We start from the raw sequence: 13,607 nt of genomic DNA on the forward strand, positions 1-13,607 counted from the left end.
GGGGTTGAAATTACAATGAAAGCTGACATCCATCCGGATTATTCCGAAACGACCATCCAATGTGCCTGCGGGAACGTTGTTGAGGTTGGATCGACGAAAAAAGACATACGCGTGGAAATTTGCTCCAAATGCCACCCATTTTTTACCGGCAAGCAGAAGCTGGTGGATACGGCCGGCCGTATCGAGCGTTTCCGCAAAAAATACGAAAAATTCCAGAACCAGTAGCGCGTTTTTCCCGTCTTCCTTCAGGCTGCGTCCGGTGTCCGGTTGTCAACGCCGGCACCGGGGCGTGCCCGCCTTGAACGCCTCCGTACCCGATTATATCCTAATTCGTTTCCAATCCTGACCATTGAACGGTTGCGGCGGTTTCCCGTTATGAATTGGTGGTGCCCATGTTTAACAAATTAAAAGGTGTTGAAGATCGTTTTCAGGAACTGGAGCGGCTCCTGTCCGACCCCAAGGTGGTCCAGGACAGGGATGCCTATCAGAAATACATCCGCGAGCACGCGGACATCGCTCCCGTCGTCGAGGCATTCAGGGAGTTCAAGCAGGTGGACCGGGAACTGGATGACAGCCTCGAGCTGCTTGCCGATGACGATCCCGAAATGAAGAAGATGGCCGGCGAAGAAGTCGACCGCCTGGAAAAGGAGAAGGCGCGGCTGCAGGACGCGCTGAAAATTCTTCTGGTCCCCAAGGATCCGCTGGACGACAAGAATGTGATTCTGGAGATCCGTGCCGGGACCGGCGGCGATGAAGCCGGGCTCTTTGCCGGCGATCTGTTCAAGATGTACCAGCGCTATTCGGATGCACGCGGCTGGAAGGTGGATGTCATGGACCACCATACGACCGGCGTGGGGGGGCTCAAGGAGATCATTGCCAACGTCAACGGGAAAGGCGCATACAGCCGCCTGAAGTTTGAAAGCGGGACCCACAGGGTTCAACGGGTGCCCACCACCGAGACCCAGGGCCGGATTCATACCTCCGCCGTGACGGTGGCGGTCCTGCCCGAGGCCGAGGAGATCGAAGTCAATATCGATGCCAATGAGTTGAAGGTGGATGTTTTCCGGTCCTCAGGACCCGGCGGGCAGAGCGTCAATACCACCGATTCGGCGGTGCGCCTGACCCACCTGCCGTCCGGCCTGGTGGTGACCTGCCAGGATGAAAAATCCCAGCACAAGAACAAGGCCAAGGCGATGAAGGTGCTGCGTTCCCGGTTGCTGGACCAGATGGTCAGCGAACAGAACGCCGAGCGGTCCCAGAACCGCCGGAGCCAGGTGGGCAGCGGCGACCGCAGTGAGCGGATCCGGACCTACAACTTTCCCCAGGGCCGGGTCACCGACCATCGTATCGGGCTGACCCTCTACAAACTGGAAAGCATTCTTCAGGGGGCGGTGGACGAGGTGATCGACCCGTTGATCACCTATTACCAGAGCCAGGCGCTCCAGAATGCCGAACCCATCGATGGATAGACGCGCGCCATGGACCCCCCTGGAACTGGTGCGCTGGACGGCCGGCTACTTCAACGGCCATCAGATTGAAAGCGCCCGCAGCGAGGCTGAAATCCTGCTGGCCCACACCCTTGGGGTCCGGCGCATCGACCTTTATCTGAACCACGACCAGCCCCTGTGTGACGATGAACTGGCGCGCTTTAAATCCTACATCAAACGGCGGGTGGACCGGGAGCCGGTGGCTTACATCACCGGGGAACGGGAATTCTGGTCCCTGGAACTGGCGGTGAACCCGTCGGTGCTGATTCCCCGGCCGGAGACCGAATGCCTGGTGGAAGCGGTGCTGCCGTTCCTCGACGCATCCGGCGGGCCGCCGAAACGGGTGCTGGAGTGGGGAACCGGATCCGGGGCCATCGTCATTGCCCTGGCCCACGAACATCCCGGGCATCGATACACGGCCATGGACCGATCAGTGGACGCCCTGCAGACGGCCCGGCAAAACGCACGCACCCACCGGGTGGACGATCGGATCGTCTGGTTCTGCAGCGACTGGGATGCGGCCCTGGCGCCAGGCCAGGAGACCTTCGATCTCATGGTTTCCAATCCGCCTTACATCCGCAGCGGCGATCTGGACGGGCTGCAGGCTGAAATCCGCTGTCACGAGCCCTGCATGGCCCTGGATGGGAGCGGCGACGGTCTGGCATGCCTCCGGCATATCATCGAGGTCTCCCACCGCTACCTGTTGCCGGGCGGCATTCTTGCCCTGGAAATGGGCTATGACCAGCGTTCGGACGTCCAGGCCATTGCCGCCGCGACAGGACAATACGGTTTGCCGAGAGTCCTCAAGGACTACAGCGGTCACGACCGGGTCGTGGTGATGGAGAAGCTCGCAGCTGATGGCTGATAGGTGGAAGGGGGTAACCATTTTTCAGAGGCATTGCATTTCAACGCGATGAGCGACGATCTCAAAAAAGGCTTGCGACCCAAAACAAATTTTGTTAAGTAAAGTCGTTTTTAAACCGCACGTCCGTGGACCTGATCCCGGTGCTTTCCGAGGAAAGTCGGATTCAGGGCTGAAGCGGGCGCAGGATAAACCAACCAGTAAGGAGAAGACCATGGCTTACGTAACAATGAAAGAAATGCTTGAAGCCGGTGTCCATTTCGGCCACCAGACCAAACGCTGGAACCCCAAAATGAAACCCTATATTTTCGGGGCCAGAAACGGCATTTACATCATCGATCTGCAAAAGACGGTGAGAATGTTCCGGGATGCCTACGATTTCATCGCGGACACGGCGGCCGCCGGAAAATCGGTCCTGTTCGTGGGTACCAAGAAACAGGCCCGGGAGTCCATCTACGAAGAGGCCAACCGTGCCGAAATGTTCTATGTTCACAACCGCTGGCTGGGCGGCATGCTGACCAATTTCCAGACCATCAAGAAAAGTGTTGACCGCCTGAACTATCTCAACACCATTGAAAACGACGGATCCATCAGTCTGTTTCCCAAGAAAGAGCGCCTCAAACTGGGCAAGGAACGCACGAAACTGGACAGCACCCTGGGCGGCATCCGCAGCATGACCAAGCTTCCCGGGGCCATCTTTATCATCGACCCGAAAAACGAAGCCATTGCCGTGCGCGAGGGGCGTCGGCTGGGCATCCCCATCGTGGCCATCGTGGATACCAATTGCGATCCCGATGAGATCGATCACGTCATCCCCGGTAACGATGACGCCATCCGGGCCATTCGGCTGGTCACTTCGAAAATGGCCGACGCCTGTATCGAAGGCCGGGCCCGTTACAAGGAACGGCAGCAGGCCGACGCGGACAAGGGCGTGGACGAGACGGAACTGGAGAGTGCCGCGGCAGAACTGAAGCCCGGTGAACGAAAAGTGATTTCCGACGGCACGGACGGACCGGTGGTGGAGATTATCCGCAAAGGGGCCGCCGGTGCCGAGGATATTGAACCTACAGAGGAAGCCGCGCCCGCAGAAGCAGCACCCGCAGAAGCCGCGTCCTCAGAAGCAGAACCGACGGGAGAATAATTCACATGGCAGGTATCAGTGCAGCAATGGTTAAAGAACTCCGGGAAAAATCCGGAGCCGGCATCATGGATTGTAAAGCCGCCCTTGGCGAGTGCGACGGGGACCTTGAAAAAGCGATCGACTTTTTGAGAAAAAAAGGGATCGCCACCGCCGCCAAACGGGCCGGCCGGGCCACCTCCGAGGGCACCGTCCAGTCTTACATCCACATGGGCGGCAAGATCGGTGTCATGGTGGAAGTGAACTGTGAAACCGATTTCGTGGCAAAGACCGACGATTTTAACGAATTCGCCAAAAACATCGCCATGCATGTGGCGGCCACCAATCCGGTGGGCATCGTTCCCGAAGACGTTCCCCAGGATGTGATCGACCGGGAGCGGGAAATCTACAAGGCCCAGGTCCTGGAGATGGGCAAGCCCGAGCAGATGGTCGAAAAGATTACCGACGGCAAGATGAACAAGTTCTTCAAGGAAAGCTGCCTGATGAATCAGCAGTACGTCAAGGAACCGGACAAGACGGTTGCCGACTACCTGAACGAAGTCATTGCCCGGACCGGCGAAAAAATTTCCATCAAGCGATTTGCCAGATTCCAGATCGGAGCGGAATAAGGGTGGGGTCCAGATTCAAGCGGATTCTGCTCAAGCTGAGCGGTGAAGCCCTGATGGGTGATCAGGGCTTCGGCATCTGTCCCAACATGCTCACCTACGTGGCGGAGGAGGTTCGCTCCATCGTTGAACTGGATGTCCAACTGGCCATTGTGGTCGGCGGCGGAAATATCTTTCGCGGCGTGGCGGCCAGTTCATTCGGTATGGAGCGGACATCTGCCGATCACATGGGGATGCTGGCCACGGTGCTCAACAGCCTGGCCCTGCAGGACGCCCTGGAGAAAAAGAGCGTTCAGACCCGGGTCCAGACGGCCATTTCCATGCACGAGGTGGCCGAGCCGTATATTCTCCGCCGCGCATTGCGGCACCTGGAAAAAGGGCGCGTCGTTATTTTTGCCGCCGGTTCCGGAAACCCATATTTCACCACCGATACGGCGGCGGTACTGCGCGCCAAGGAAATTCACGCGGAAATACTGCTCAAGGCCACCAAGGTGAACGGTCTGTACGATTCCGACCCCGAGCGAAACGCCGATGCCCGGTTCATCAAGACCATCAGCTTCATGGAAGTGCTGGAGCGGCAACTGAGAGTGATGGACATGACGGCGATTTCTCTGGCGATGGATAACCAACTGCCCCTGGTGGTGTTTAATCTGAAGGAAAAGGGAAACATACAAAAGGTGGTCTGCGGAGAAGATGTCGGAACCACTATCGGCCGATAAATCCGGTTTGACCGTGCCAGCGAGGTGACTCAGCCATGATCGAATCCACACTTCAAGAAACCAAAGACCGGATGGGTAAAACCATCACCGCACTTGAAAACGAACTCAAGCGGGTCAGGACCGGACGGGCGTCATTATCACTTCTGGACGGTATCCGTGTCGATTACTACGGCACCCAGACCCAGCTGAACCAGATGGCGTCGCTGTCGGTGCCCGAAAGTCGCCTGATCGTTATCCAGCCCTGGGATGTATCCGCCATCAAGGACATCGAAAAGGCCATATTGAAATCCGATCTCGGGCTGACGCCCTCCAGCGACGGCAAACTGATCCGCATTTCCATTCCGCCGCTGACCGAGGAGCGCCGCAAGGAACTGGTCAAAGTGGTCGGCAAGATGTGCGAGGAGCACAAAGTCGCCGCCCGCAATATCCGGCGGGATTCCAATGAACTGCTCAAGGGCTTCAAGAAAGACGGCGACATCTCCGAAGACGACGCATTCAAGGCCCAGGACAGCGTTCAGAAAATTACCGACGAGTATATCAACCGGATCGACGAGGTCTATAAAAACAAAGAGAAAGAGATCCTTGAATTCTAGTTCATCCGCTTCCATGCAGAATGAACTCGACCCCGACCGGATGCCCAAACACGTTGCCATCATCATGGACGGCAACGGCCGCTGGGCCAAAAAGCGCCTGCTGAACCGCATCAATGGGCACGAAAAAGGGGCGGAGACCGTACGGACCATCGTGCGAACCGCCCGTAAACTAGACATCGCCGTACTGACTCTCTACGCCTTTTCCACCGAAAACTGGCAGCGGCCCCAGCCCGAAGTCTCCGGTCTCATGCTGCTGCTTCGCCGTTTTTTAGAGGCCGAACGCCAGACCCTGGTGGACAACGGCATCCGACTCAACACCATCGGCCAGACCGACCGGCTGCCCCAGGCGGTCCGCGACAAGCTTGCCGCCGTTATGACTGATACCGCCGCCAACACCAGGATGGTTCTGAACCTGGCGCTCAGCTACGGCGCCCGCGCGGAGATTGTCGACATGGTCCGACAGATGGCGACCGCCGCCAGTCAGGGCACCCTCGATCCGGCGTCGGTGACGGCCGAGACCGTTGCCGGTCACCTTTACACCCGCGGGATGCCCGACGTTGATCTGCTGATCCGCACCAGCGGTGAGATGCGCCTCAGCAACTTCCTGTTATGGCAGATCGCCTATTCAGAATTATGTTTTACACCGACCCTCTGGCCTGATTTCGGCGAGGCGGAGTTCGTTCGGATCCTCAAGGACTATCAGTCCCGTGACCGTCGGTTCGGCAGGGTGCCCTCGACCGGCAGGCCTTAGGACAGGGCACCGGGCAGCGCTTCAGGCGTAAACTGGTAAGCCGCAATTGCGATCGGCGGCGCCGCGGCCCCCAACACAACCTCATCACGCCCATCCAAGGATTCCCATGCACCTGAAACGCTGGATCACCGGAATCGTCGCCGTCCCCATCATCTATCTGCTGGTTTCGGCCGGCGGCACGATCTTCGCTCTGCTGATCGCCGCCGTCAGCGTGGTGACCCTGTGGGAGTATTACCGGGCGGTCTTCGACCCGGATGCCGGCAGCCTGGCGCAGCTGATTCCCCGGATCGGGCTGTGCCTCTCTCCGGTTGTCGTCTGGACCGTCCATCGCGGGGGAATGGTTCACGCGCCGCTGATTATCGCCGTGGACCTGATCGTCGTGGCCGGACTGACCCTGCCCCTGTTCAGGAACGATCCCCAGGCGCCCCATCTGGTTGCCCGGCAGGTGCTGGGGCTGGTTTATATTTCGCTTTCGCTTTCATTTTTAGTTCTCATCCGATCGGCCGAGAGCGGCGCCGGGTGGATTTTCTGGATTCTCTGCATCGTCGCCGCCGGCGACACCGGGGCCTTTTACGCCGGCACCTATCTGGGACGCCACAAGCTGTGCCCCTGGGTCAGCCCCAAAAAAACCATCGAAGGCAGCCTCGGCGGGCTGGCGGCCAACATCATTGTGGCGCTGCTGTTCAAAACCCTCCTGCTGCCTTCACTGGCGGTATTGCCCTGTGTCGTGTTCGCCCTGGCGGTGGGCATTGCCGGGCAGGTGGGGGATCTTTTTGCGTCCGAATTCAAACGCTCGGCAGGGATCAAGGATTCCGGGTCGCTGCTTCCCGGCCACGGGGGATTTCTCGATCGGCTGGATGCCCTTCTGTTTGCCGCACCGCTTGCCTATCTGCTGAAAATCAGTATATTCTGATCAGGATCGCCATTCCGGCTTAAAAGACAGGTGACCATGAAATCACTTTCCATACTGGGTGCCACCGGTTCTATCGGCGCCAATGCACTCGACATCATATCCCAATTTCCGGATCGGTTCAGCGTCGCCGCACTGACGGCGAAGACCAGCGTGGCGGACCTGGCCCGGCAGATCCGCCGGTTCACCCCCCGGCTGGCAGCCGTGGTCGATGCCGACCACGCCAGCCGGCTGAAGTCCCTGCTGCCGTCTGGCCTGAAGGTGGAGATCGTCCATGGAGAAGCGGGGTATGTCCAGGCGGCCACCTGCCCGGATACCGACATGGTCCTGGGCGCCATGGTCGGCGCGGCCGGCCTGGTGCCGACACTGGCCGCCATCGAAGCGGGCAAGGACATTGCCCTGGCCAACAAGGAAACCCTGGTCATGGCCGGTGCCATCGTCATGGAGGCGGTCGCCGTGCATGGCGTCAAGCTGATGCCCGTGGACAGTGAGCACAGCGCCATATTCCAGAGCCTGGCGGGCCGGGGAAAGAACGGGGTCCGCCAGATTCTGCTGACCGCATCCGGCGGCCCCTTTTTAAACCGGCCGGCGTCCCAATTCGACACCATCACGCCCCAGGACGCGCTGCGCCACCCCAACTGGTCAATGGGCAGCAAGATCTCCATCGACTCGGCCACCTTGATGAACAAGGGCCTGGAAGTGATCGAAGCCCGCTGGCTGTTCGATGTGGATTTCGATCGCATCAAGGTCGTGGTCCATCCCCAGAGCATCGTTCACTCGATGGTCGTCTATGAAGACGGTGCGGTGATCGCCCAGATGGGGGTCCCGGACATGAAGGGCGCCATCGCCTACGGGCTGTCCCATCCTCACCGGCTGCCGCTGGACGTGCCCGCCCCCGACTTTGCCCGCATCGGCGGGTTGACCTTCGAAGATCCGGACCTGGAGCGATTCCCCTGCCTTGCATTGGCCTACCGGGCCGGTGAACAGGGGGGAACCATGCCGGCCGTGCTCAATGCCGCCAATGAAGTCGCCGTGGCCGCGTTTCTGGAAGAACGGCTGCCGTATTCTGGAATTTATCCGGTTATCGACCATACCCTGAACCGCCATGGCGGAGAAAATGGCGTCGACCTCGGCCACATCATCGAGGCGGACCGACGGGCCAGAGACATCGCCCATTCATTGATCCGCAAGCAGGAGCGTTAACGTATCGCCTATGACTACCAATATTTTTGCCTTTGTTGTCGTTCTCGGCATTCTTATCTTTTTCCACGAGCTGGGTCATTTTCTCGTCGCCAGGCTGTTTGGCGTCGGTGTCGAGAAGTTTTCCCTCGGGTTCGGTCCGCGTCTCTTCGGAAGGACCGTGGGCATGACCGATTACCGGATTTCCGCCATCCCCCTGGGGGGCTACGTCAAGATGGTGGGCGATGAGCCCGATGCGGAACTCGACGCGGAAATGATCCCCTATTCCTTTACCCACAAGCACGTGTTCAAGAAAATCATGATCGTGGCGGCCGGCCCCTTTTTCAACCTGCTGCTGGCGGTCATCATCTACACCGGTTTTTTCACCTTCATCGGGACCGAAGACATCCGCCCGGTGGTCAACCACGTGGTCGCCGAGAGCCCGGCGGACCGCGCCGGACTGCAGACCGGCGACCTTGTCGCGGCCGTGGGCGGTGAAACGGTGGCCTCCTGGAGCGACATCAACCGGCTGGTCGCCGAGGGCGGGGGCGGCCAGGTGCGGGTCACCGTCAAGCGCGACGGCACCGTTTTCGATGTGGCGGTCACCCCGCAGACCAAGGTGGCCAAGGATATTCTGGGAGACGATGCGCCTTACTATGACGTCGGGTTTTCCGGGCTGGCACCTCTCAAGGCCTATGTCGGTGAAGTGGCCGACGGCTACCCGGCCAAAAAAGCCGGCATGCAAAAAGGAGATCTGATCGTCGCCATCAACGATCAGGCCGTAGACAGCTGGGATACGATGAAAACGATCATCTCCCAGAGCCGGGGGGAGCCGCTTGCCGTCCGGGTGGTCCGCAACGGGGAAGCCCTGACGGTTGAACTCGTGCCGGTGCTGTTCAGCGAGGAAAACGTGCTGGGTGAAAAAGTGGACAGTTACCGCATCGGCATTTCCTCACCGGGCATCGATATTCCCGAAGGCGATCGCATCACCATCAAACGCGGCCTCGTTAAAGCCGTGGCGGAGGGGGTGGAACAGACCTATCAGATCTCCCGGCTGACCCTGTTGAGCATCGGCAAACTGATCAAGGGCACGGTGTCCACCAAGACCCTGGGCGGGCCGATCATGATTGCGGAGATGGCGGGGCAGCAGGCCAAGGCGGGATTCACCAACCTGATTTTTTTCATCGCCGTGCTGAGCATCAACCTGGCCGTGCTCAACTTTCTGCCCATCCCCGTGCTCGACGGCGGTCATCTGATGTTCTTCTTCATCGAAGCGGCAATCCGGCGTCCCATCAACGTCCGTATGCGCGAGATCGCCCAGCAGGCCGGTATCTTTATTTTGATTCTGTTGATGATTTTTGTGTTTTACAATGATATTACCCGCATATTCTCGAGCTGACGGATTTTAAATATCCAATGATGAATTTTTAATTTTGAATAAGAGCATTCTATCGTTTTGAAATCAGACAGAAAAATACAATTCATAATGCAACACTAAAAATTTAAAATTCAAAATTAAACAGGTTGATCATGCCGCAACGAATCGAAGTCACGCTAAAAGAGCAGCTTCTGGATGCAGAGGGGCAGTCCCTTTGCGTCAAGGCCAAGAACTATTTTGACATCGATCTGCACCGGGTACGCACGATCCATATCGTAACCATCGATGCGGACCTGACACCCGATCAGACCGAAACGATCCGGACGGAGATTTTCACCAATCCGGTGACCCAGGTGTCCTCCCTTCGGCCCCTGGATGTGGATTTTGACTGGATCATCTGGGTGGGCTTCCGTCCCGGTGTGCGGGACAATCCGGGCGCCACCGCCGTTGAAGCAGTGGAGGATCTGCTGCGGTCGCCGTTGAAGCCCGGCGAGGCCATCTATACGTCCAAACGCTATTGCCTGAAGGGAAACGGGATCTCCCGCCGGGACGCCGAAAAAATCGCCGGTGAACTGCTGGCCAACGACATCATCCAGCAGTGGGCCGTTTATGATCGAAGCCAGTGGGATCCGGCCACCGGCATCGGGTTTATCATTCCCAAGGTGATTCTCGACCATCACCCCGAGGTGGCCACGCTTTCCATCGACAGCGACGACACGCTGACCCGCCTCAGCGAAGAGCGCAGCCTGTCTCTCAATCCCAATGACATCCCGACGATCCGGTCCTATTTCCTGAAACCGGAGGTCCAGCGGCAGCGCCGCCAGGTCTCCCTTTCAGACCCGACGGATGTGGAACTGGAATACCTTTCCCAGGCGCGCAGCGATCATTGCAACCACAATACATTCGGCGGGCGGTTCACCTACCGCGACCTCGAGTCCGGTAAAACGGAGACGATCGACAGCCTGTTCAAAACCTATATCCAGGGACCCACCCTGGAACTGAAAGCCAGAAAAGAGTGGGTGGTGTCCGTGCTGTGGGACAATGCGGGGGTAGGGCGCTTTGACCGGGACCACAATTACGTGATTACCGGGGAAACCCACAATTCGCCGTCCAACATGGAAGCTTACGGCGGCGCCATCACCGGCATTGTCGGCATTTACCGGGACCCCATGGGCACCGGCAAGGGCTCGCGGCTGATCATGGGCAGCTATGGCTACTGCGTCGGACCGCGCGACTACGACGGGGATCTCCAGCCGCGGCTGCATCCCAAAAGGCTGCTGGACGGCGTCATCGAAGGGGTCCGCGACGGCGGCAACAAGAGCGGCATTCCCACCCCCTTCGGCCAGGTGATGTTTCATCCGGGGTACCTGGGAAAATGCCTCGTGTTCGTCACCGCCCTGGGAATCATGCCGGCCGAGATCAACGGCGAACCCTCGGACCAGAAGACGATCCTGCCCGGAGACCTGGCCGTGATGTGCGGCGGCCGGGTGGGCAAGGACGGCATCCACGGCGTGACGGCCTCATCGGCCACGTTTTCCGCAAACACCCCGGCCGGCCACGTTCAGATCGGCGACCCTTACACCCAGAAAAAAATGCACGATTTCCTGATCGACGCCCGGGACGAGGGATTGATCCGTTTCATCACCGACAACGGCGGCGGCGGACTGTCCTCGTCGGTCGGCGAAAGCGCCCTGTTTTCCAACGGCTGTGACATCCAGTTGGACAAGGTCCCGTTGAAATACGACGGCCTGGATCAGTGGGAGATCTGGATTTCGGAATCCCAGGAGCGTATGACGGTGGCCATCGATCCCGACCACCTGCATCGCTTCATGGCCCTTTCCCGGCAGCACGAAGTCGAAAGCACCGTCATCGGCACCTATACCGACAGCGGGAAAATCCACATCACCTACAACGGGGCCACCTGTGCCTACGTGGATCTGGATCTGCTCACATCGGCCTTCCCCCAGTGGGAGTTCGAGGCCGTCTGGCGGCCGCCGGCCCTTCGCGGACTGACCGAGCCGGTGGTTGGCGTGCCCGAGGATTTCGCAGGCCTGATTCTGGACATGCTGGCCCGGCCGAACGTCTGCTCCAAGGAATGGGTCTGCCGACAGTACGACCACGAGGTGCAGGGCACCAGCGTGATCAAACCGCTTGTGGGGGCCGCACGGGATGTGCCCAGCGATGCGGCCGTCATTCGGCCGGTGCTGACCTCCGAGCGCGGCCTGGTTTTCTCACAGGCGCTGATCCCCATGTATTCCGCCATCGATGCCTATCACATGACCACCTGTACCATTGACGAGGCCGTGCGCCGTGCCATTGCCGTGGGCGGGGATCCGGACCACCTCGGCGGGGTCGACAATTTCTGCTGGCCCAGCGTTCAGTACGATGCGGACAGGAACCCCGACGGCAAGCATAAAGCCGCCGGGCTGGTGCGGTCCTGCCGGGCGCTGAAGACGATGTGCATGGCCTATGGCATTCCACTGCTCTCCGGCAAGGATTCCATGTACGTGGACGGCCATCTGCCGGGGCGGTACGGCGAATCCCATAAGGTTTCGGCACTGGAAACCCTCCAGTTCTCGGTGGCCGGCGTCATCGAGGATGTGGGCCAATGCCTCACCATGGATGCGAAAGTCCCCGGCGATCTGGTTTATGTGGTCGGGCTCACCAGAAATGAACTGGGCGGGTCGGAGTACTACGAGCTTTTTGGAGAACTGGGGCTGAATGTGCCCGTCGTCGATCCCGACGGGTTTGCCGTCTGCTATCGCCTCATGGCCGAAGCCGTGCGCAAGGGGTTGCTGGCTTCCTGCCACGGTATCTACCGGGGCGGGCTGGCCGTTCATCTGGCGCTGGTGGCCATGGCCGGTGAAACCGGCCTGGCGGTGAACCTGAAGCGGGTGCCTTCGGACGGTATCGATCGGGACGACACCCTTTTGTTCTCGGAAAGTGCCGGCCGGTTCATCGTTACCGTGGCACCGGAAAACCGGGACGCCTTTGACCGGCTGATGGCCGGCCAGACGGCCGCCTGCGTGGGGCGGGTTACCCGGACGCCGCAATTGAAAATCGACGGCATGCATGGTAAGTGCATTGCGGAATTGACCGTTGAACAGATGAAGTCGGCCTGGAAAGGGCCGTTCGGGGACCTGATATGAGCACAAAACCGAATGTACTGGTGCTGACGGGCTTCGGCCTGAACTGTGATCTTGAAACGGCCTACGCCTTCGAGTTGGCCGGGGCGGCGGCCACACGGGCGCACATCAACACGGTGATCGCCGGCGACGTATCCCTCGACGATTTCCAGATCCTGGCTTTTGGCGGGGGGTTCAGCTGGGGTGACGATCATGGCGCCGGTGTGATTCAGGCCCTGCGCCTGAAAACGAACATCGGTGACCGCCTGCTCGATTTTGTGGCCGCACAAAAGCTGATCGTCGGCATCTGCAATGGATTCCAGACCCTGGTCAACCTGGGGCTGCTGCCGGGCATCGACGGGGACTACACCCGGCGATCCGTGGCCCTGACCTATAACGACTGCGGCAACTTCCGGGATCAATGGGTGCGCACACGGATCAATCCGGATTCGCCCTGCATTTTTACCCGGGGCATCGATGCCCTCGACCTGCCGGTCAGGCATGGCGAAGGCAAGTTTTATGCGGAAGACGAAACGCTGCAGGCCCTTAAGGATAACGGTCAGATCCCCATGCAATATGCCATGCCCGACGGCCGGCCGGCCGCCGGCGCCTTTCCCCACAACCCCAACGGTTCCCTGGCCGACATTGCCGGTATCTGCGATCCCACCGGACGGATTTTCGGCCTGATGCCGCACCCGGAAGCTTACAACCATGTGACCAATCATCCGGACTGGACGCGGCAGGCGGAAAAACAGAAACGGGCCGGGAGGATCGACCGCAGCAAAATGGGGGCCGGGATCCGTATCTTCGAGAATGCCGTCACCTATCTGGGCTGCTGAGAGGCTGAATTTTACCCGAAC

General features: G+C 59.4%; 13 protein-coding genes. All 13 read left to right on the forward strand.

What is annotated here, in order from left to right:
• Window positions 1-15 precede the first annotated feature (15 nt).
• The 13 genes from rpmE (at window position 16) to DSCA_RS31755 (ending at window position 13,586) form a co-directional block, all read left to right on the forward strand.
• Window positions 16-225, forward strand: coding sequence for a 50S ribosomal protein L31 (rpmE, locus tag DSCA_RS31695; protein WP_155320224.1), 210 nt, complete (start codon window positions 16-18; stop codon window positions 223-225).
• 167 nt (window positions 226-392) lie between these two features.
• Window positions 393-1,469, forward strand: coding sequence for a peptide chain release factor 1 (gene prfA / locus DSCA_RS31700; RefSeq protein ID WP_155320225.1), 1,077 nt, complete (start codon window positions 393-395; stop codon window positions 1,467-1,469).
• Window positions 1,462-2,352 (forward strand): peptide chain release factor N(5)-glutamine methyltransferase, encoded by an 891-nt coding sequence (prmC, locus tag DSCA_RS31705; RefSeq protein ID WP_231716332.1) that lies wholly within the window; start codon window positions 1,462-1,464, stop codon window positions 2,350-2,352. Before prfA ends, prmC begins: the two co-directional genes overlap by 8 nt.
• A gap of 211 nt (window positions 2,353-2,563) precedes the next feature.
• Window positions 2,564-3,490: a 30S ribosomal protein S2 gene (gene rpsB, locus DSCA_RS31710; RefSeq protein WP_155320227.1), complete on the forward strand. Its 927-nt coding sequence runs from the start codon at window positions 2,564-2,566 to the stop codon at window positions 3,488-3,490.
• 5 nt (window positions 3,491-3,495) lie between these two features.
• A complete protein-coding gene (tsf, locus tag DSCA_RS31715) occupies window positions 3,496-4,095 on the forward strand; it encodes a translation elongation factor Ts (protein ID WP_155320228.1) in 600 nt (199 codons plus the stop codon).
• 2 nt (window positions 4,096-4,097) lie between these two features.
• A complete protein-coding gene (gene pyrH / locus DSCA_RS31720) occupies window positions 4,098-4,811 on the forward strand; it encodes a UMP kinase (protein WP_155320229.1) in 714 nt (237 codons plus the stop codon).
• Between the two features lie 35 nt (window positions 4,812-4,846).
• Complete coding sequence (gene frr / locus DSCA_RS31725) at window positions 4,847-5,404, forward strand: ribosome recycling factor (RefSeq protein WP_155320230.1); 558 nt, start codon at window positions 4,847-4,849, stop codon at window positions 5,402-5,404.
• Window positions 5,394-6,155: an isoprenyl transferase gene (locus tag DSCA_RS31730; RefSeq protein WP_331457140.1), complete on the forward strand. Its 762-nt coding sequence runs from the start codon at window positions 5,394-5,396 to the stop codon at window positions 6,153-6,155. The genes frr and DSCA_RS31730 overlap by 11 nt, the downstream gene beginning before the upstream one ends.
• A 106-nt stretch (window positions 6,156-6,261) precedes the next feature.
• Complete coding sequence (locus tag DSCA_RS31735) at window positions 6,262-7,068, forward strand: phosphatidate cytidylyltransferase (protein ID WP_155320231.1); 807 nt, start codon at window positions 6,262-6,264, stop codon at window positions 7,066-7,068.
• 36 nt (window positions 7,069-7,104) lie between these two features.
• Entirely contained in the window at window positions 7,105-8,268 is a 1,164-nt protein-coding gene (locus DSCA_RS31740; protein ID WP_155320232.1) for a 1-deoxy-D-xylulose-5-phosphate reductoisomerase, read from the forward strand.
• Between the two features lie 10 nt (window positions 8,269-8,278).
• Entirely contained in the window at window positions 8,279-9,643 is a 1,365-nt protein-coding gene (rseP, locus tag DSCA_RS31745; RefSeq protein WP_155320233.1) for an RIP metalloprotease RseP, read from the forward strand.
• A 131-nt stretch (window positions 9,644-9,774) separates the two neighbouring features.
• Entirely contained in the window at window positions 9,775-12,771 is a 2,997-nt protein-coding gene (locus DSCA_RS31750; protein ID WP_155320234.1) for an AIR synthase-related protein, read from the forward strand.
• A complete protein-coding gene (locus DSCA_RS31755) occupies window positions 12,768-13,586 on the forward strand; it encodes a phosphoribosylformylglycinamidine synthase subunit PurQ (RefSeq protein ID WP_155320235.1) in 819 nt (272 codons plus the stop codon). The genes DSCA_RS31750 and DSCA_RS31755 overlap by 4 nt, the downstream gene beginning before the upstream one ends.
• Window positions 13,587-13,607 lie beyond the last annotated feature (21 nt).

It is taken from the genome of Desulfosarcina alkanivorans (assembly GCF_009688945.1).
GTDB lineage: Bacteria > Desulfobacterota > Desulfobacteria > Desulfobacterales > Desulfosarcinaceae > Desulfosarcina > Desulfosarcina alkanivorans.